This is a genomic window from Bradyrhizobium sp. B120 (genome assembly GCF_049075665.1).
In the GTDB taxonomy this organism is placed as follows: domain Bacteria; phylum Pseudomonadota; class Alphaproteobacteria; order Rhizobiales; family Xanthobacteraceae; genus Bradyrhizobium.
Genome location: NZ_CP185242.1, coordinates 3138137 through 3156945 on the forward strand (window position 1 = coordinate 3138137; position 18809 = coordinate 3156945).

The window sequence follows — 18809 nt, forward strand, 5'->3', positions numbered from 1 at the left end:
ATGGCGGCCCCTGCTACTTTGCATGGGGTTGTTTTCGATATTTTGGTCGCGCGCGCCTTCGCCAGGTAACGCCATTGCAATACCGTCGGAACAGCACCGGAAACCGCCTTATTTGGACCTTCGGTCGATCCAGCAATTGTCAATTGCCGGGCTCGCCGCCGGTAGTGTAAAGCGATTCTAAGGCGGCTTGCCGGAAGCCGCCGTTCCATCCGGGAACCGTTTGATGACGCTGTGGTTTGTGTTCGCGCTGATGACGGTCGCGGCGATCTTTGCCGTGCTGTGGCCGCTCAGCCGCCGCGGACGGGCGGATACCGGCGGCAGCGAGGTCGTGGTCTACCGCGACCAGCTCGCCGAAATCGACCGCGACATGGCCTCAGGCATCATCGGCGCCGCCGAGGCCGATGCCGCGCGGATCGAGATCAGCCGCCGGCTGCTGGCCGCCGCCGACCAGAGCGAGCGCGAAGCGCCGGTGCCAGGCAGTCTCAGTCTGCGGCGTGCTGCTGCGGTCGTGGCTTTGGTCGGGTTGCCGGTGATTGCTTCCAGCTTCTATCTCGCGCTCGGCTCTCCGCGGCTTGGCGACTTTCCGCTCGCCGAGCGCAGCCAGGTGGCCGATGCCAACCAGCCGCTCACCAATCTGGTCGCACAGGTCGAGGCCCATCTGGAAAAGAACCCGACCGACGGCCGCGGCTGGACCGTGTTGGCGCCGGTGCTGTCGCGCCTCGGCCGCTACGATGATGCGGTCCGTGCTTATCGCAATGCCATCACCTATGCCGGCGACAGCGCCGATCGCCGCGCCGATCTCGGCGAGGCGTTGATGGGGAGCGCCGGCGGCGTCGTCACGGCCGATGCCAAGGCGGAGTTCGAGCGCTCGGTCGCGCTGAATGGCGACGACGCCAAGGCGAACTATTTCCTCGGCCTCGCCGCCGAGCAGGACGGCCGCAAGGCCGACGCCGCCGCGATCTGGCAGAAGATGATGGCGAAGGCGCCGTCGGATGCGCCGTGGCGGCCGCTGGTGCAGGCCGCGCTGGTACGGGTCGGCGGCGTGAGCGCACCCGCGCTGCCTGACGGCGCTGTGGCGGCGGCCAAGGACATGAGCGAGGCCGATCGCGGCACCATGATCAAGGGTATGGTCGATCGGCTGGCGACGCGGCTGAAGACCAACGGTGACGACGTCGAGGGCTGGCTGCGGCTGGTCCGCGCCTATCTCGTGATGGGCGAGCGCGACAAGGCGATGAGCGCACTTGCGGATGCCCGTCAGGCGGTGGGCAATGATGCGGATCGGTTGCGTCAGCTCAATGAGGGGCTGAAGAGTCTCGGATTGGATGGATAACGCATGATGCCGAAACATGTGCAGCGGTTTTCGGCGGATGTCATGCGCAAGGAAGCACCATGACCAGGAAGCAACGGCGTTTGACTCTGATCGGCTGCGCGCTCGTCGTGCTCGCGATCGCCGCGGGCCTGGTGCTGAATGCGCTGCGCGATTCCATCGTGTTCTTCTCGACGCCGTCGATGGTCGCCGAGAAGCATCTCGGTCCGGGCAAGCGGTTTCGCCTCGGTGGGCTGGTTGAGCAAGGCTCGCTCAAGCGCGGCGACAATCTCGCGGTGAGCTTCACCGTCGGCGACGGCGGCGCGACGCTGCCGGTCGCCTACAAGGGCATCCTGCCGGATCTGTTCCGCGAGGGGCAGGGCGTGGTGGCCGAAGGCGCGCTCGATGCCGACGGCGTGTTTCGCGCCGACACCGTGCTCGCCAAGCATGACGAGACCTACATGCCGAAGGACGTCGCCGACGCCTTGAAGAAGCAGGGCCACTGGAAGGACGACTACGGCGCCAAACCGAACAGCATGCCGAGCGCCTCCGCGGCGCCGAGCCAGGGAGCCATGCGGTGATCGCCGAAAGCGGACATTATGCCTTGGTGCTGGCGCTCGCCCTGGCGCTGATCCAGTCGATCGTGCCGATCGTCGGCGCGCGCTGGCGCGATGCGGCGCTGATGAACGTCGCGCGCTCGACTGCGCTCGCCCAATTGCTGTTCGTCGCGGCCTCGTTCGCGGCGCTGGTGACCTTGCACGTCACTTCGGATTTCTCGGTCGCCAATGTCTTCGAGAATTCGCATTCGCTGAAGCCGCTGCTCTACAAGATCACCGGCGTGTGGGGAAACCATGAAGGCTCGATGCTGCTGTGGGTGTCGATCCTGGCGCTGTTCGGCGGCCTCGTCGCGGCCTTCGGCAACAATCTGCCGCTGTCGCTGCGCGCGCATGTGCTGGCGGTGCAGGCCTGGGTCGCCAGCGCCTTCTACCTGTTCATCCTGATCACCTCGAACCCGTTCCTGCGCATCGCCAACCCGCCGATCGAGGGACGCGACCTCAATCCGGTGCTGCAGGACATCGGCCTCGCGGTGCATCCGCCGATGCTCTATCTCGGCTATGTCGGCTTCTCGATCTCGTTCTCGTTCGCGGTGGCGGCGCTGCTGGAGGGCCGGATCGACGCCGCCTGGGCGCGCTGGGTGCGGCCGTGGACGCTGATGGCGTGGATCTTCCTGACGCTCGGCATCGCGATGGGCTCCTACTGGGCCTATTACGAGCTCGGCTGGGGCGGCTGGTGGTTCTGGGATCCGGTCGAGAACGCCTCGCTGATGCCCTGGCTTGCCGGCACCGCGCTGTTGCATTCGGCGCTGGTGATGGAGAAGCGCAACGCGCTGAAGGTCTGGACCGTCCTGCTGTCGATCCTGACCTTCTCGCTGTCGCTGCTCGGTACCTTCCTGGTGCGCTCCGGCGTGCTCACATCGGTCCACGCCTTCGCGACCGATCCGACGCGCGGCGTCTTCATCCTGCTGATCCTGTTCGTCTTCATCGGCGGCAGCCTGTCGCTTTATGCCTGGCGCGCGCCGGCGCTGAAGCAGGGCGGATTGTTCGCGCCGATCTCGCGTGAAGGCGCGCTGGTGCTCAACAATTTGCTGCTCACCACCGCCTGCGCGACGGTGTTCATCGGCACGCTGTATCCGCTGGCGCTCGAGGTCTTGACCGGCGAGAAGATCTCGGTCGGCGCGCCGTTCTTCAATTTCACCTTCGCGCCGCTGTTCGTGCCGCTGCTGCTCGCGGTGCCGTTCGGGCCGCTGCTGGCCTGGAAGCGCGGCGACCTGCTCGGTGCGGCGCAGCGGCTGATGGTCGCCGGCATCGTCGCGCTGGTTGCGATCGCGGTGGTGTTGGCGTGGACCTATGGCGGCGCGACCTTGGCGCCGCTCGCGATCGGGCTTGCCGCCTTCGTGATCATGGGCGCGCTGTGCGATCTCGCCGAACGGATCGCGCTGTTCCGGATTCCGCTGTCGCTCTCGCTGCGCCGCGCACGCGGCCTGCCGCGCGCGACCTGGGGCACCGTCTTCGCGCACGCCGGCCTCGGCATAGCCCTGATCGGGATCGTCTGCGAGACCACCTGGAACAGCGAATATATCGGCTCCATGAAGCCGGACGACGTCGCCAAGGTCGCCGGCTACGAGCTGCGGCTCGACGGCCTGAACCCGCGGCAGGGCCCGAACTTCCGCGAGATGGTCGCGCAATTCACCGTGACCCGTGACGGCGAGAAAATCAGCGTGATGACCCCGTCGAAGCGCAACTTCACCACCCGCGGGGCCTCGACGACCGAGGCCGCGCTGCTGACCCGCGGCGCCAGCCAGCTTTATATCTCGCTCGGCGATACCTCGGCCGACGGCGCGATCGCGGTGCGCATCTATCACAAGCCGCTGGTGCTGATGATCTGGTGGGGACCGGTGCTGATGGCCTTCGGCGGGCTGCTGTCGCTGTCCGACCGCCGCTTGCGGGTCGGCGCGCCGAAACCGGCGGCGAAAGCGGCGCGCGCCTTGCAGGCGGCCGAATGATGCGGTCGCGCGCCCTTGCAGCCGCCGTGCTTGCCGCGACCCTGATGCTCGGCGCGATGCCCGCCCGGGCCGTGCTGCCCGACGAGATCATGGCGGACCCGGCGAAGGAGGCGAGGGCGCGCGAGCTCTCCAGGGAACTGCGCTGCATGGTCTGCCAGAACCAGTCGATCGACGATTCGGAGGCGCCGCTGGCGCGCGATCTCCGTTTGCTGGTCCGTGAACGCATCTCGGCCGGCGACAGCGACCGCCAGGTGATCGATTTCCTGGTGGCCCGCTATGGCGAATTCGTGCTGCTGAAGCCGCGGCTCAACGAGCATACGCTGGTGCTGTGGCTGACCCCGCCGCTGGCGCTCTTGCTGGGCGGTTTTGCGCTCTGGCGGCTCGGCCGGCGCAAGGCAAATCCGGCTGCCGGCGGGGGCGATTCCGCCCCAGGGCTGACGTCCGATGAGCAGGCGCGGCTGGAACGGCTGCTGGCGGCCGAATCCGCGCCGGACAAGCCGCTTTAGTTCCCTTCCAAGCCCTTAATTTGCCCGCGCTATTCTGCCGCAGTGCCGGATTGCTCAATTACCAAAGTTTAATTCCGCAGCCAGCGCGCTGTAAGGCTGATGACCCCATGTTCAGGCGCATCAGGTGCTCGCCCCCGCACCGAATGATTCTGGCCCTGGAGATCTCAAGACATGACCGAACGTCCCGACCTCTCGACCCTTCCGTCCTACAAGGCGCCGAAGCGCTCGTTGTTCTCTGCCCGCAAACTCGCGCTGATGGCGTCGGTCGTGGCCGGCCTCGGTGCCGCCACCTACGGCTTCAGCCCCACCCACAACCCGGCGGACCTGTTCACGACGCCCGCGCACGCGCAGGTCAATAACGAGGTCAAGAAGGTTCAGCAGCCGGTCGGGTTTGCCGACATCGTCGAGCGGGTGAAGCCGTCGGTGATCTCGGTCAAGGTCAACATTCGCGAGAAGGTCGCGAAGGACGACAGCAACAATAATGACGATTCGCCGTTCCAGCCGGGTTCGCCGATGGAGCGTTTCTTCCGCCGCTTCGGCGGTCCGGATGGCTTGCCCCCGGGTCTGCGCGGTGGACCGCGTGGCGGTGGCGTGGTGACGGGCCAGGGCTCCGGCTTCTTCATCTCGGCTGACGGCTTTGCCGTGACCAACAATCATGTCGTCGACGGCGCCGACAAGGTCGAGGTCACGACCGACGACGGCAAGACCTACTCCGCCAAAGTGATCGGCACCGACCCGCGCACCGATCTCGCGCTGATCAAGGTCGACGGCGGCTCCAACTTCCAGTTTGCCAAGCTCTCCGACACCAAGCCGCGTATCGGCGACTGGGTGCTGGCGGTCGGCAATCCCTTCGGCCTCGGCGGCACCGTGACCGCGGGCATCGTCTCCGCCTCCGGCCGCGACATCGGCAACGGCCCGTATGACGATTTCATCCAGATCGATGCGCCCGTGAACAAGGGCAATTCGGGCGGCCCGGCGTTCGACGTGTCCGGTGAGGTGATGGGCGTCAACACTGCGATCTATTCGCCGTCCGGCGGCAGCGTCGGCATCGCGTTCTCGATCCCGGCCCAGACCGTCAAGAGCGTCGTTGCCCAGCTGAAGGACAAGGGCTCGGTCAGCCGCGGCTGGATCGGCGTCCAGATCCAGCCGGTGACCTCCGACATCGCCGACAGCCTCGGCATGAAGAAGGCCGAAGGCGCGCTGGTTGCCGAACCGCAGGCCAACGGCCCCGCGGCCAAGGCCGGCATCGAGTCCGGTGACGTCATCACCGCCGTCAATGGCGAGCCGGTGAAGGATGCGCGCGAACTCGCCCGTACCATCGGCGGCCTCGCGCCCGGCAATGCCGTGAAGCTGAACGTGCTGCACAAGGGTCAGGACAAGACCGTCAACATCACGCTCGGCCAGTTGCCGAACAGCCTGGAAGCCAAGGCTGACACCGACAACAACGGTGACAAGGGCAACTCGTCCCGCGGCACCGACGTGCCGAAACTTGGCCTTACTGTGGCACCCGCCAACAGCGTGGCCGGCGCCGGCAAGGAAGGCGTGGTCGTGACCGAAGTCGATCCCAAGAGTGCTGCCGCTGAGCGGGGCTTCAAGGAAGGCGACGTGATCCTCGAGGTCGCCGGCAAGACCGTCGGCACCGCCGGTGAGGTGCGTGATGCGATCACCGCGGCGCGCAATGACAACAAGAACAGCGTTCTCATGCGCGTGAAGAGCGGCGGTTCGTCGCGCTTTGTGGCAGTGCCGCTGGCCAAGGGATAACTATCTATGAGTTGGAACGCGTCGCCGGCATTCGTCGCCCCCGCCGACGGCGCGTTCCGGGGGACGGGCGCCTTGCCCGCTCCCTATGTTGCCTTTCGATGGAATATGCCCCCCTCTGTCGGAAGGTCTCAGGGCGGTGAGGTCCCCCAGCTTCACCGCCCACTTTTTTCAAACAATCTGGAATATTCGCGGTCGTCTTGCATGTGCAGGCCGGCCGCGTCATGCTGACAGAGGGCCCATTCCCGTGACCGCAACCGCTCCGCAAATGCGCATCCTGATCATCGAAGACGACCGCGAGTCAGCCGACTATCTGGTCAAGGCATTCCGTGAAGTCGGCTATATCGCCGATCTCGCCTCCGACGGCGAGGAAGGCCTGTCGATGGCGGAGACCGGCGATTACGACGTGATGGTTGTGGATCGCATGCTGCCGAAGCGGGACGGCCTGTCGCTGATCGGCATTCTGCGCGACAAGGGCAACCGGACCCCGGTGCTGATCCTTTCGGCGCTCGGCCAGGTCGATGATCGCATCAAGGGCCTGCGCGCCGGCGGCGACGACTATCTGCCAAAGCCCTATTCCTTCGCCGAGTTGCTCGCGCGCGTCGAAGTGCTGTCGCGGCGCAATGTCGGGCCGGCCGAGGAGACGACTTATCGGGTCGGCGATCTCGAGCTCGATCGGCTGTCGCATCGCGTCGCCCGCGGCAAGGATGAGCTGACCTTGCAGCCGCGCGAATTCCGCCTGCTCGAATATCTGATGAAGCATGCAGGCCAGGTGGTGACGCGCACCATGCTGCTCGAGAACGTCTGGGATTATCATTTCGATCCGCAGACCAACGTCATCGACGTCCACATCTCGCGGCTGCGCTCCAAGATCGACAAGGGTTTTGAGCGGCCGCTGCTGCATACCATCCGCGGCGCGGGGTATATGATCCGTGACGGCATTCGGTAAACTGATCCGGACCACGGCGTTTCGGCTGACGCTGGTCTATCTGTTCCTGTTCGCGCTGTTTGCCGCCTCGCTGCTGGCTTACTTCGCCTGGAACACGCGGCGGCTGATCACCGAGCAGATCACGACGACCGTCAACGTCGAGATCAGCGAGATCACCTCCATCTATAACCGCCGCGGCCTGCACGGCCTGCTGACCACGATGGGCAATCGTGCGCTGCGGCCGGGCGCCAACCTCTATCTCCTGACCGCGCCGAACGGGCAGGCGCTGGCCGGCAATGTCGGCTCGCTGGCGCCCGGCGTGATGAGCGTCCAGGGCTGGAGCGAGACCGCCTATCGCCGGTTCGACGACCTGGACAAGACCGATCACCGTGCGCTGGTGCGGGTCACCGAGATGGACAACGGTTTCCGCCTCCTGGTCGGGCGCGACCTCGAGGAGCGGCGGCGGCTGTTCGGCATCGTCGCCAAGGCCGCGCAATGGTCGATTCTCGTCGTCGTCGTGCTCGGCATCGGTGGCGGCATCTTCGTCGCGCGCCGCGTGCTGCGCCGGATCGACGCCATGACCGGCACCACCAAGCGCATCATGGCGGGCGATCTGTCCGGCCGGCTGCCGGTCGGCCGCAGCGGCGACGAGCTCGACCGTCTCGCGGAAAATCTCAATGTCATGCTGGAGCGCATCGAGGCGCTGATGACGGGGCTGAAGGAGGTCTCCGACAACATCGCCCATGACCTCAAGACCCCGCTGACGCGGCTGCGCAACCGCGCCGAGGAGGCGCTGGCGCGCTCTAGCAGCGAGGCCGATTATCGCGCGGCGCTGGAGCGGACGATCGAGGAGTCTGACGGGTTGATCCGCACCTTCAACGCGCTGCTGATGATCGCGCGCGCCGAGTCCGGCCAGGCGCGCGGCAACATGGACGATTTCGACGGCGCCGACGTCGCCAACGGCATCCACGAACTGTACGAGCCGCTGGCCGAGGACGACGGCATGACGCTGCAGGTGAAGACCGCGCCGGCGCCGATTCACGGCAACCGCGAATTGATCAGCCAGGCGGTCGCCAACCTGGTCGAGAACGCCATCAAATATGGTAAGCCCGAACCGGGCGTGGAGCCGATGAAGGCCGATGCGCGGGAGATCCTGATCGAGGCCCGCCGTGAGGGCGATCAGGTCCTGCTCAGCGTCACCGACCATGGTCCGGGCATCCCCGAGGGCGACCGCAAGCACGCGGTCGAGCGCTTCGTCCGGCTCGAGGCGAGCCGCACCTTACCCGGTTCCGGTCTCGGCCTCAGCCTGGCCTCGGCGGTTGCCACGCTCCACGGCGGCGAGCTGCGGCTCGGCGATGCCCATCCGGGGCTGGTGGCCACCCTGGTGCTGCCGGCGCGGGCGGGCGGCAGTGACAGGCTTGCGGCTCAAACGCAGGATGTGCCACAGAAGGCGGCATGAATGCCGCCGCGCCGGGAAACGCGGATCGTCACCATCTGGCCGCGCGGTTCGCGGACGGACCGCGTGTCGCCGTTTCCGTATCCGCCGATCAGCGCCTGACCGACTGGTTCGCCGAGCTCGAGCCGGCGCAATCGGCTGCGCTCGCGGCGCTGCTGGAGCACCCGTTCGCACGGGACATCCTGCGCGGCATTGCCGAATTCTCGCCCTATCTGTTCGAGCTGGCGCGGGCTGATGCCGCGCGGCTAATCCGGATCCTGTCATGCGACCCGGAGTCGCATCTTGCGAACCTGATCGAGAGCACCTCGCGCGACGTGCTCGCCGCGGGCAGCGAGGCCGACGTGATGGTTCTGCTTCGCCGCATGAAGGCGGAGGCTGCGCTGATGATCGCGTTGTGCGACATCGGCGGCGTCTGGCCGGTGATGCGGGTGACGGCGGCGCTGACCGACATCGCGGTGAATTCGGTGCAGTCGGCGCTACGATTTCTGTTCCTGCAGGAGGTCGCCCGCGGCCGCATGACTGCCGTCGATCCCGAGCATCCGGAAGCCGGTTCGGGCCTGATCGTGCTTGCGATGGGCAAGATGGGCGCGGGCGAGCTGAACTATTCCAGCGACATCGACCTGATCGTGTTCTTCGATCGCGCGGCCACCTCGCTCGCCGAGGATATCGAGCCGCAGCCGTTCTTCGTCCGCGTCACCCAGGCGATGGCGCGGATGCTGCAGCAGCGCTCGGGCGAGGGCTATGTGTTTCGGGTCGATCTCAGGCTGCGTCCGGACCCGGCCTCGACCCAGGTCGCGATCTCGACCGACGCGGCCTTGCATTATTACGAGCGCGAGGGACGTACCTGGGAACGCGCCGCGATGATCAAGGCGCGGCCCTGCGCCGGCGATCCCAAGGCCGGCGAGGCGCTGATCGCCGAGCTCGCGCCGTTCGTCTGGCGCAAGCATCTGGACTTTGCGGCGCTGGCCGACGTCCACGACATGAAGCGGCAGATGCAGACCTATCGCGGCCAGAGCGAGATCTCGGTCGAGGGCCACAACGTCAAGGTCGGCCGCGGCGGCATCCGTGAGATCGAGTTCTTCGCCCAGACCCAGCAGCTGATCGCCGGCGGGCGCCATCCGGAGTTGCGGGTGCGGCCGACGCTGGAGGCGCTCAATGTCCTCGCCGAGAGCAACTGGATCACCTTCGAGGCGCGCGACGAATTGACGACGGCCTACGAATTCCTGCGCCGCGTCGAGCATCGGCTGCAGATGATCGCCGACGAGCAGACCCACTCGCTGCCCGAGGAGCCGGAAGCGGTCGAGCGCTTCGCGCATTTCTTCGGCTACGAGAATCGCGAGGCCTTCGCCAGGGATCTGCTCGGCCAGCTCAAGATCGTGCAGAACCATTACGGCAAGCTGTTCGAGGGCGACGATCCGACCGGGAGCGCGAAGCTGCCGGATGTCGACTACGGGGCCGGCCCCGAAGACGGTCGCCTGATCGAGCATCTCGCCAGTCTCGGCTTCAAGAAGCCGGTCATGGTCGCCGGCACCGTGCAGCAGTGGATCAAGGGCGATTATCGCGCGCTGCGCGTGGAGGCGACGCGGGCGGCGTTCCTCGAATTCATTCCCGGCCTGATCGATGGCCTCGCGGATGCCGAGGAGCCGGACGATGCGGTCGCGGCATTCGACCGTTTCCTGGCCGCGTTGCAGCGGGGCGGGCGGCTGATCTCGCTGCTCAGCCAGAACCGCGATTTCGTCGCGCTGGTGGCGCTGATCCTTGGTGCTGCGCCGCGGCTCGGCGACATGCTGGCGCGGCAGCCGCAGATCATGGACGGCTTGGTCGATCCGCGCTTCTTCGGCGCGATGCCGGACAAGAAGGAATTGTCGCAGCGGCTCGCCGCCACGCTGCAGGATGCGTCGTCCTATGAGGACTTCCTCGATCGTCTGAGATTGTTCGGGCAGGAGAGCCTGTTCCTGATCGGCACGCGGATCTTGTCCGGCACGGTGTCGGCGCAGCACGCCAGCACGGCGTTTGCCGATGTCGCCGAAGGCATCGTGCACACCGTGCACGGCCTCGTCACCGATCAGTTCGCCGCGCAATATGGCCGGATCAAGGGGCAGGAGACCGCGATCGTCGCGATGGGCCGGCTCGGCAGCCGCGAGATGACGGCGTCCTCCGACCTCGATCTGATCCTGCTCTACGATTTCGACAGCGAGGCGCCGGATTCCGACGGCGAGCGCTCGCTGCACGGCGCGCAGTACTTTGCCCGCTTCACCCAGCGCCTGATCAGCGCCTTCACGACCCGGACCAATTACGGCGTGCTCTATGAGGTTGACATGCGGTTGCGGCCGTCGGGGCGGGCCGGCCCGGTCGCCTCGCGGATCGATTCGTTTTCCGACTACCAGGAGCGCGAGGCGTGGACCTGGGAGCACATGGCGCTGACGCGTGCGCGCGTGATCTCGTCGTCACCGGAATTCCGCGACAAGATCGAGGCGATCATCCGCAGCGTCCTGACCCGGCCGCGCGATGCGGCGTCGACCGCGGCCGACGTTGCCGACATGCGGCGCGCGATCGCGCTGGAGAAGGGCGAGGACGACGTCTGGGACCTCAAGCTTGCCGCCGGCGGGCTCGTCGACATCGATTTCATCGCGCAATATCTGCAGCTCGCGCACGCCTCAGCGAAGCCGGAGATCCTCAGCGTCTCGACGCTGCAGGTGCTGGAGCATGCCGCCAAGCTCGGCCTGCTCGGCCAGTCCGAGGCCGAGATCCTGCGCTCGGCGGCGCGGCTCTATCATGATTTGACGCAGATCCTGCGGCTGTGCGTCACCGGCAAGTTCAATCCGGAGACCGCCGGCGAAGACCTGCGGCGCGTGATGGCGCGGGCCGGCGACGCGCCGGATTTCTCCGCGCTGGAAGCCCGCCTGCGCGAGACGCAAAGCGAGGTACGCCGCGTCTTCAACGCGATCGTCGATGGGGGGTAGCGCCCACCTACTATTCTTGGCCCCGTCATCCTGAGGTGCGAGCCCTTGCGAGCCTCGAAGGATGCACGGCCACCTGCCGGGCCGTCGACCCTTCGAGACGCGCGCAAGAGCGCGCTCCTCAGGGTGACGGTGAGGGAAGGTCGCGCGCCTTACCTTGTCGCTACGCCTGCTGCTGCAGCTTCTGCAGGGCATCGCGGACGTCGGGGTCGAGGCCGGCGCCGCCGGTGTCGAGATGGGCGAAGATCTGCTTGCGCATCCGCGGATCCCAGAACTTCCAGATGTGCTCGGAAATGCCCTGCACGGCACGGTCGTGCCCCTGGCTGTGGAAGAATTTCCCGATCTGGTTCGCCATATAGACCAGTTTGTCAGGCGACGACGACATAAGTGGACTCCTTGCCGGGCACCGCGCCTGTGACGCGTTCCGGATGCGTAAAGATTTCAAATCCATCGGCGCGGGCGATCGCGGCAAGCGTGATGCCGGCGGCGTCCGCCATCCGTACCGCAAGCGCGGTCGGGGCCGACACGGCAGCAATCAGCGGCGCGCCGATCGCGGCGGTCTTCTGCACCATTTCGACCGAGACGCGGCTGGTCACCAGCACGATGCCGTCGCTTGCGACCACCTTGTCGCGGGCCAGCGCGCCGGCGAGCTTGTCGAGCGCATTATGGCGGCCGACATCCTCGCGCAGCGCGACGATGCCGCGCGTCGCCGTCCAGAACGCGGCGGCGTGCACCGCGCGGGTCTGGTGGTTGATCTCCTGCAGCGGTGCGACCGCCGCCACCGCGGTCATGATCTCGCGCGGCGCGAAGACGCGGCCCGCGGGCACCACCGCGGCCGGTCGGACCGCCTCGCCGATGGAATCAAGACCGCACAGGCCGCAGCCGGTCGGGCCGGCGATGTTGCGCCGCCGCTCGGCGATCCGCTCGGCCTTCTCAGGCTTGAGCCACATCCGAAGCTCGATGCCGTCATCGAGCTCGACGATGTCGAGGGTCTCCATCTCGTCGGCCGATTGCACGATGCCTTCGCTCAGGCTGAAGCCAACCGCGAAGTCGCCGAGGTCCTCGGGCGAGCCCATCATCACGGCGTAGGTGCCGCCATTGTAGGTGAGCGCCAGCGGCGTCTCTTCCGGGATCAGGCGCGCGCCCTCGCTGAAGACGCCGTCGCGCCAGACCTTCCGTATCGCCTTATGGACCGGTTCGCGCATCGCTACTCCGCAGCTTCCACCACCGGCGCGATGCGCCGGGAGTTGCGCGCCTGCTCGTCATAGGCCTTCTGCCAGTCGGACGGACCGTTCGACGGCGAAATCTGCACGGCGGTGACCTTGTACTCCGGGCAGTTGGTCGCCCAGTCCGAGAAGTCGGTCGTGATGACGTTGGCCTGGGTGTCCGGGTGGTGGAACGTGGTGTAGACCACGCCCGGTGCCACGCGGTCGGTGATCAGCGCGCGCAGCGTGGTCTCGCCGGCACGGCTCGCCAGCCGTACCCAGTCGCCGTCGCGCACGCCGCGCTGCTCGGCGTCGTGCGGATGGATCTCGAGCCGGTCCTCGGCGTGCCACACCACGTTCTCGGTGCGGCGGGTCTGCGCGCCGACATTGTACTGGCTGAGGATGCGCCCCGTCGTGAGCAGCAGCGGGTAGCGCGGGCCGGTGCGCTCGTCGGTCGCGATATATTCGGTGATGATGAACTTGCCCTTGCCGCGCACGAAGCCGCCGATATGCATCACCGGCGTGCCTTCCGGCGCCTTCTCGTTGCAAGGCCACTGCACCGAGCCGAGTTCATCGAGCCTGGCATAGGAGACGCCGGTGAAGGTCGGCGTCAGCGCGGCGATCTCGTCCATGATCTCGGACGGATGGCTGTAGTTCATCTCGTAGCCCATCGCCTTGGCGAGCATGATCGTCACTTCCCAGTCGGCATAGCCGTTGAGCGGCGTCATCACCTTGCGGACGCGCTGGATGCGGCGTTCGGCATTGGTGAAGGTACCGTCTTTCTCGAGGAAGGTCGAGCCGGGCAGGAAGACGTGGGCGTAGTTCGCGGTCTCGTTCAGGAAGAGATCGTGAACGATGACGCATTCCATCGCCGACAGTGCCGCCACCACATGCTTGGTGTTCGGGTCGGACTGCAGGATATCCTCGCCCTGCACGTAGAGCCCCATGAAGGTGCCCTCGATTGCGGCATCGAACATGTTGGGGATGCGGAGGCCCGGCTCGTTGTTGAGCTTGACGTTCCACATCGCCTCGAACTGCTCGCGCACCGCGTCGCCGGAAATATGGCGGTAGCCCGGCAGCTCGTGCGGGAACGAGCCCATGTCGCAGGAGCCCTGCACGTTGTTCTGGCCGCGCAGCGGGTTCACGCCGACGCCAGGCCGGCCGATGTTGCCGGTCACCATCGCGAGGTTGGCGATCGCGATCACCGTGGTCGAGCCCTGGCTGTGCTCGGTGACGCCGAGCCCGTAATAGATCGCGCCGTTGCCGCCGGTGGCATAGATCCGCGCCGCCTCGCGCAGATCCTTCGGATCGACGCCGGTCATGATCGCGGTCGCTTCAGGGCTGTGCTTCGGGTCTGCCACGAAGGCGGCCCAATCCTCGAACTCGCTCCAGTCGCAACGCTCGCGCACGAAGGCTTCGTCGACCAGTCCTTCGGTCACGATGACATGGGCGAGCGCGGTGAGCACGGCGACGTTGGTGCCGGGCAGCAGGGGCAGATGCAGCGCCTTCACATGCGGCGATTCGACCATCTCGGTGCGGCGCGGATCGAGCACGATCAGCCTGGCGCCCTGGCGCAGCCGCTTCTTCAGCCGCGAGGCGAACACCGGGTGAGCCGAAGCCGGACTGGCGCCGATGATCAGCACGACGTCGGTGTCCTCAACCGAATCGAAATCCTGCGTGCCGGCCGAGGTGCCGAAGGTCTGCGACAGGCCGTAGCCGGTCGGCGAATGACAGACGCGGGCGCAGGTGTCGACATTGTTGTTGCCGAAGCCGGCGCGGATCAGCTTCTGCACCAGGTAGGTCTCTTCATTGGTGCAGCGCGACGAGGTGATGCCGCCGACCGCGTCGCGGCCGTATTTCTGCTGGATGCCCTTGAACTTCGCGGCGGCGAAATTCAGCGCCTCGTCCCACGATACTTCCTGCCAGGGATCCTCGATCCGCTCGCGGATCATCGGCTTCAGGATACGCTCCTTGTGGGTGGTGTAGCCCCAGGCGAAGCGGCCCTTGACGCAGGAGTGGCCGCGATTGGCCTTGCCGTCCTTCCACGGCACCATGCGCACGACTTCCTCGCCGCGCATCTCGGCCTTGAACGCGCAGCCGACGCCGCAATAGGCGCAGGTGGTGACGACCGAATGTTCGGGCTGGCCGATCTCGATCACGGATTTTTCGGTCAGCGTCGCGGTCGGGCAGGCCTGTACGCAGGCGCCGCAGGACACGCATTCGGAGCCGAGGAAGCTCTCGCTCATGCCGGGCGAGACGCGGCTGTCGAAGCCGCGGCCGGAGATCGTCAGCGCGAAGGTGCCTTGCACTTCCTCGCAGGCGCGAACGCAGCGCGAGCAGACGATGCACTTCGAGGGATCGTAGGTGAAATAGGGATTGGATTCGTCCTTCGGCATCCAGTTGTCGTTTTCGCAGCCGTGCGATTTTGCGAAGACGTGGTTCTCGCCTTCATAGCCGTAGCGCACGTCGCGCAGTCCGACCGCGCCTGCCATATCCTGCAATTCGCAGTCGCCGTTCGCGGCGCAGGTCAGGCAGTCCAGCGGATGGTCGGAGATGTAGAGCTCCATCACGCCCTTGCGCAGCTTCTTCAGCCGCTCGCTCTGGGTGTGCACGACGAGGCCGGGCATGACAGGCGTGGTGCACGAGGCCGGCGTGCCGGCGCGGCCCTCGATCTCGACCAGGCAGAGCCGGCAGGAGCCGAAGGCGTCGACCATGTCGGTCGCGCAGAGCTTTGGAATCTGGGTGCCGGCCTCCATCGCCGCGCGCATGATCGAGGTGCCCTCGGGCACGGTGATCTGATTGCCGTCGATGGTCAGCGTGACCATCGCCTCGGATTTGGATTTTGGCGTGCCGAAATCGATTTCCTGGATCAGCGACATCGTGATCTCCTTGCTATTCCGCGGCCTGCAGGCGAGCCGGTGCGGGACCTAAATCTCCGCCAAAATCTTCCCGGAAGTGCTTCAGTGCGCTCATCACCGGGTAGGGCGTGAAGCCGCCGAGTGCGCACAGCGATCCGAATTTCATGGTGTTGCAGAGGTCTTCGATCACGGCGAGGTTTTCCGCCACGCGCTCGCCGTTGATGACCTTGTTCATGGTCTCGACGCCGCGGGTCGAGCCGATCCGGCACGGCGTGCACTTGCCGCAGGATTCGACCGCGCAGAACTCCATCGCGAAGCGCGCCTGCTTGACCATGTCGACGGTGTCGTCGAACACCACGATGCCGCCATGGCCGATCAGGCCGTCGCGGGCGGCGAAGGCTTCGTAGTCGAACGGCGTGTCGAACAGCGCGCGCGGGAAGTAGGCCCCGAGCGGACCGCCGACCTGCACCGCGCGAACCTCGCGCCCGGTGAAGGTGCCGCCGCCGATCTCGTCGACGAGCTCGCCGAGCGTGACGCCGAACGCGGTCTCGAACAGCCCACCATATCTGATGTTGCCTGCGAGCTGGATCGGCATCGTGCCGCGCGAGCGGCCCATGCCGAAATCGGCGTAAGCCTTGGCGCCGTTGTCGAGGATGAAGGGGATCGCCGCGAACGACAGCACGTTGTTGATCACGCTCGGGCGGCCGAACAGGCCCTTGTGCGCGGGCAGCGGCGGCTTGGCCCGCACGATGCCGCGGCGGCCCTCGAGGCTCTCCAGCAGCGAGGTCTCTTCGCCGCAGACATAGGCGCCGGCGCCGACCCGCACTTCGAGATCGAACTCATGCGCCGAGCCGCCGATGCGCTTGCCGAGGAATCCGGCGCGGCGGGCGGCCACGATCGCCGCGTTCATCGCCTCGACCGCGTGTGGATATTCCGAGCGGATGTAGATGTAGCCCTTGGTGGCGCCGACCGCGATACCTGCGATCGTCATGCCTTCGATCACGACGAAGGGGTCGCCTTCCATGATCATGCGGTCGGCGAAGGTGCCGCTGTCGCCCTCGTCGGCGTTGCAGACGATGTATTTGCGGTCGGCGCTGGCCTGCGCCACCGTCTTCCACTTGATGCCGGTCGGGAAGCCGGCGCCGCCGCGGCCGCGCAGGCCCGAGGTCGTGACATCGGCGAGGATCTGGTCGGAGCTCAGCGTCAGCGCGCGCTCCAGGCCCCTGTAGCCGCCATGGGCGCGATAGTCGTCGACCGAGCGCGGATCGACCACGCCGCAGCGGACGAAGGTCAGTCTCGTCTGGCGCTTCAGCCAGGGGATCTCATCCGTGACACCAAGCCGCAGCGCATGCTGGCCGTTGCCGGCCATCGCGTCGAGCAGCGACGGCACGTCGGCCGGGGTCACCGGGCCGAACGCGATGCGGCCTTCGGGGGTCGAAAGCTCGACCATCGGCTCCAGCCAGCACAGCCCGTGCGAGCCGTTCCTGACGATCTCGATTGCCGCGCCACGCGCTGCTGCGGCCTGCGCGAAGGCGAGGGCGACCTCGTCGGCGCCGACCGCGACCGCGGCGGCATCGCGGGGGACGTAAATTCGCATCGTCATCGCTGTGCCTCCGCCACCAGCGCGTCGATGCGCGCTTCATCGAGCCGGCCAATCAGCCGGCCGTCCAGCATCGCCGAGGGTGCGGTGGCGCAGAGCCCGAGGCAGTAGATCGGCTCCAGCGTCACGCGCTCGTCCGCCGTGGTATTGCCCAAGGCTACGCCGAGCCTGGCCTCCGCCCGCGCGGCCAGCGCATCGCCGCCCGCGGCCTGGCAGGCCTCGGCGCGGCAGAGCTTGAGGACGTGGCGGCCGGCCGGTTGCTTGCGGAAGTCGTGGTAGAAGGTGAACACGCCGTGCACCTCGGCGCGGGACAGATTGAGCGCCTCCGCCACCATCGGGATCGCCGGCTCCGGCACATAGCCGAAGGCCTCCTGCAGCGCGTGCAGGATCACCAGCGTGGCGCCTTCAAGCCCGGCATGCTCGGCGATGATCTCAACGCCGCGCGCCCTGTCCCAAGGTTCGTATCCCACCGTCATCAGCGCTTCTCACGATCCGATTTTTGCTTTGCACATGAGAATTGGAATCCTTCGAAACATCAATAAAGCTGTCTCATGCGGCGATTGCGAAACGCGATTAATAGCGTTGCCGAATGGGCCGATCCGGGATCGCAATAATGTTCTGGAATCACGCACTTCCGGGGCGCTTTGGATTTCGGGATCGCACCCCGATCGTGCTACCTATGGACACGACGGGCCGCCGTTGGGGCGCCGTTTTCCGAAGGGGTTTGAACCTTGATCGACAAGCTGGAACTTCTGCTGGCGCTGGCCAAGGAACGGCATTTCGGCCGCGCTGCGGAGGCCTGCGGGGTCACCCAGCCGACGATGTCGACCAGTCTCAAGCAGCTCGAGGAAATCCTCGGTGTCATGCTGGTGCAGCGCGGATCCCGCTTCCAGGGTTTCACGCCGGAGGGCGAACGGACGCTGGACTGGGCGCGGCGCATCGTCGGCGATGCGCGGGCGATGAAGCAGGAGATCAACAGCCTCAAGGACAAGCTGTCGGGCGAGATCCGGATCGCCGCGATCCCGACCGCGCTCGGCATGGTGGCCTCGCTCACCACGCCGTACCGGGCGCGGCATCCCGATGTGCGGTTTCGCATCCAGTCGTGCACGTCCGCCGATGTGCTCGGCCTGCTCGAAAATCTCGAGGTCGATGCCGGGCTGACCTACATCGAGAACGAGCCGATCGGTAAGGTCCGCACCATCCCGCTCTACAACGAGAGCTATCGTCTGCTGACCGCGCCGGATGCGATGTTCGGCGACCGCAAGCAGGTGACGTGGAAGGAAGTCGGCACCGTGCCGCTGTGCCTGCTCACGCCCGACATGCAGAACCGCCGTATCATCGATCGCGCGCTGACCTCGGTCGGCGCTGAGGCGACGCCGTCGCTGACGTCGAATTCCCTGCTCGTGCTCTACACCCATGTGAAGACCGGACGCTGGGCCAGCGTGATGCCGGCCAAGCTCGCCGAGACGCTTGGCCTTGCCGACGCCGTGCGCAGCATTCCGATCGTCGATCCGGTGGTGGACTACAGTGTCGGCCTGGTGATCCCGCAGCGGGATCCGATGACGCCGTTGATCGCAGCCCTGGTGCAGGTCGCGCGCGAGGTCGCGCCGAAGCTGGAGAGCGCGTAGCGCCGGGCAATCGAGGCGCTTCCAAGCCGGTTCCCATTCCG

The 18809-nt window shown here is 66.6% G+C and carries 14 protein-coding genes; 9 read left to right on the forward strand and 5 right to left on the reverse strand.

Annotation, left to right across the window (positions count from 1 at the left end):
• Positions 1 to 223 precede the first annotated feature (223 nt).
• From ccmI to ACOIX3_RS14280, 8 genes are all read left to right on the forward strand, one after another.
• Complete coding sequence (ccmI, locus tag ACOIX3_RS14245) at positions 224 to 1330, forward strand: c-type cytochrome biogenesis protein CcmI (RefSeq protein ID WP_420970437.1); 1107 nt, start codon at positions 224 to 226, stop codon at positions 1328 to 1330.
• Positions 1331 to 1389: 59 nt separating this feature from the next.
• Entirely contained in the window at positions 1390 to 1887 is a 498-nt protein-coding gene (gene ccmE, locus ACOIX3_RS14250; RefSeq protein ID WP_420970438.1) for a cytochrome c maturation protein CcmE, read from the forward strand.
• Entirely contained in the window at positions 1884 to 3869 is a 1986-nt protein-coding gene (locus tag ACOIX3_RS14255) for a heme lyase CcmF/NrfE family subunit (RefSeq protein ID WP_420970440.1), read from the forward strand. The genes ccmE and ACOIX3_RS14255 overlap by 4 nt, the downstream gene beginning before the upstream one ends.
• Positions 3869 to 4375: a cytochrome c-type biogenesis protein gene (locus tag ACOIX3_RS14260; RefSeq protein WP_420970441.1), complete on the forward strand. Its 507-nt coding sequence runs from the start codon at positions 3869 to 3871 to the stop codon at positions 4373 to 4375. The genes ACOIX3_RS14255 and ACOIX3_RS14260 overlap by 1 nt, the downstream gene beginning before the upstream one ends.
• A gap of 171 nt (positions 4376 to 4546) precedes the next feature.
• Positions 4547 to 6136: a Do family serine endopeptidase gene (locus ACOIX3_RS14265; protein WP_420970443.1), complete on the forward strand. Its 1590-nt coding sequence runs from the start codon at positions 4547 to 4549 to the stop codon at positions 6134 to 6136.
• 265 nt (positions 6137 to 6401) lie between these two features.
• Positions 6402 to 7082 (forward strand): response regulator transcription factor, encoded by a 681-nt coding sequence (locus ACOIX3_RS14270; protein WP_097670709.1) that lies wholly within the window; start codon positions 6402 to 6404, stop codon positions 7080 to 7082.
• Positions 7066 to 8520 (forward strand): sensor histidine kinase, encoded by a 1455-nt coding sequence (locus ACOIX3_RS14275; RefSeq protein ID WP_420970445.1) that lies wholly within the window; start codon positions 7066 to 7068, stop codon positions 8518 to 8520. The genes ACOIX3_RS14270 and ACOIX3_RS14275 overlap by 17 nt, the downstream gene beginning before the upstream one ends.
• The gene (locus tag ACOIX3_RS14280) at positions 8517 to 11480 is read left to right on the forward strand and encodes a bifunctional [glutamine synthetase] adenylyltransferase/[glutamine synthetase]-adenylyl-L-tyrosine phosphorylase (protein ID WP_420970446.1); all 2964 of its coding nucleotides are present in this window, start codon (positions 8517 to 8519) and stop codon (positions 11478 to 11480) included. The genes ACOIX3_RS14275 and ACOIX3_RS14280 overlap by 4 nt, the downstream gene beginning before the upstream one ends.
• A gap of 160 nt (positions 11481 to 11640) precedes the next feature.
• On the opposite strand, the gene ACOIX3_RS14285 is transcribed toward ACOIX3_RS14280, so the two are convergent.
• Genes ACOIX3_RS14285 through ACOIX3_RS14305 form a run of 5 tightly spaced genes read right to left on the reverse strand, consistent with a single transcriptional unit; the run spans position 11641 to position 17616 of the window.
• Positions 11641 to 11862, reverse strand: coding sequence for a formate dehydrogenase subunit delta (locus tag ACOIX3_RS14285; RefSeq protein ID WP_375783947.1), 222 nt, complete (start codon positions 11860 to 11862; stop codon positions 11641 to 11643).
• Positions 11846 to 12682, reverse strand: a complete 837-nt coding sequence (fdhD, locus tag ACOIX3_RS14290) for a formate dehydrogenase accessory sulfurtransferase FdhD (protein WP_420970447.1) — start codon at positions 12680 to 12682, stop codon at positions 11846 to 11848. The genes ACOIX3_RS14285 and fdhD overlap by 17 nt, the downstream gene beginning before the upstream one ends.
• A gap of 2 nt (positions 12683 to 12684) precedes the next feature.
• Positions 12685 to 15561, reverse strand: a complete 2877-nt coding sequence (gene fdhF / locus ACOIX3_RS14295) for a formate dehydrogenase subunit alpha (RefSeq protein ID WP_420970448.1) — start codon at positions 15559 to 15561, stop codon at positions 12685 to 12687.
• Between the two features lie 13 nt (positions 15562 to 15574).
• Positions 15575 to 17143: an NADH-ubiquinone oxidoreductase-F iron-sulfur binding region domain-containing protein gene (locus ACOIX3_RS14300; protein ID WP_420970449.1), complete on the reverse strand. Its 1569-nt coding sequence runs from the start codon at positions 17141 to 17143 to the stop codon at positions 15575 to 15577.
• Positions 17140 to 17616, reverse strand: coding sequence for a formate dehydrogenase subunit gamma (locus ACOIX3_RS14305; protein WP_420970450.1), 477 nt, complete (start codon positions 17614 to 17616; stop codon positions 17140 to 17142). The genes ACOIX3_RS14300 and ACOIX3_RS14305 overlap by 4 nt, the downstream gene beginning before the upstream one ends.
• A 255-nt stretch (positions 17617 to 17871) precedes the next feature.
• Here ACOIX3_RS14305 and ACOIX3_RS14310 point away from each other — a divergent pair, with 255 nt between their 5' ends.
• Positions 17872 to 18768 (forward strand): LysR family transcriptional regulator, encoded by an 897-nt coding sequence (locus ACOIX3_RS14310; RefSeq protein WP_420970451.1) that lies wholly within the window; start codon positions 17872 to 17874, stop codon positions 18766 to 18768.
• Positions 18769 to 18809 lie beyond the last annotated feature (41 nt).

Coding starts and splice junctions, on each gene's coding strand:
- ccmI (WP_420970437.1), top strand. CDS start 224: ATGACGCTGTGGTTTGTGTTCGCGCTGATGACGGTCGCGGCGATCTTT.
- ccmE (WP_420970438.1), top strand. CDS start 1,390: ATGACCAGGAAGCAACGGCGTTTGACTCTGATCGGCTGCGCGCTCGTC.
- ACOIX3_RS14260 (WP_420970441.1), top strand. CDS start 3,869: ATGCGGTCGCGCGCCCTTGCAGCCGCCGTGCTTGCCGCGACCCTGATG.
- ACOIX3_RS14265 (WP_420970443.1), top strand. CDS start 4,547: ATGACCGAACGTCCCGACCTCTCGACCCTTCCGTCCTACAAGGCGCCG.
- ACOIX3_RS14270 (WP_097670709.1), top strand. CDS start 6,402: ATGCGCATCCTGATCATCGAAGACGACCGCGAGTCAGCCGACTATCTG.
- ACOIX3_RS14280 (WP_420970446.1), top strand. CDS start 8,517: ATGAATGCCGCCGCGCCGGGAAACGCGGATCGTCACCATCTGGCCGCG.
- ACOIX3_RS14285 (WP_375783947.1), bottom strand. CDS start 11,862: ATGTCGTCGTCGCCTGACAAACTGGTCTATATGGCGAACCAGATCGGG.
- fdhD (WP_420970447.1), bottom strand. CDS start 12,682: ATGCGCGAACCGGTCCATAAGGCGATACGGAAGGTCTGGCGCGACGGC.
- fdhF (WP_420970448.1), bottom strand. CDS start 15,561: ATGTCGCTGATCCAGGAAATCGATTTCGGCACGCCAAAATCCAAATCC.
- ACOIX3_RS14300 (WP_420970449.1), bottom strand. CDS start 17,143: ATGACGATGCGAATTTACGTCCCCCGCGATGCCGCCGCGGTCGCGGTC.
- ACOIX3_RS14305 (WP_420970450.1), bottom strand. CDS start 17,616: ATGACGGTGGGATACGAACCTTGGGACAGGGCGCGCGGCGTTGAGATC.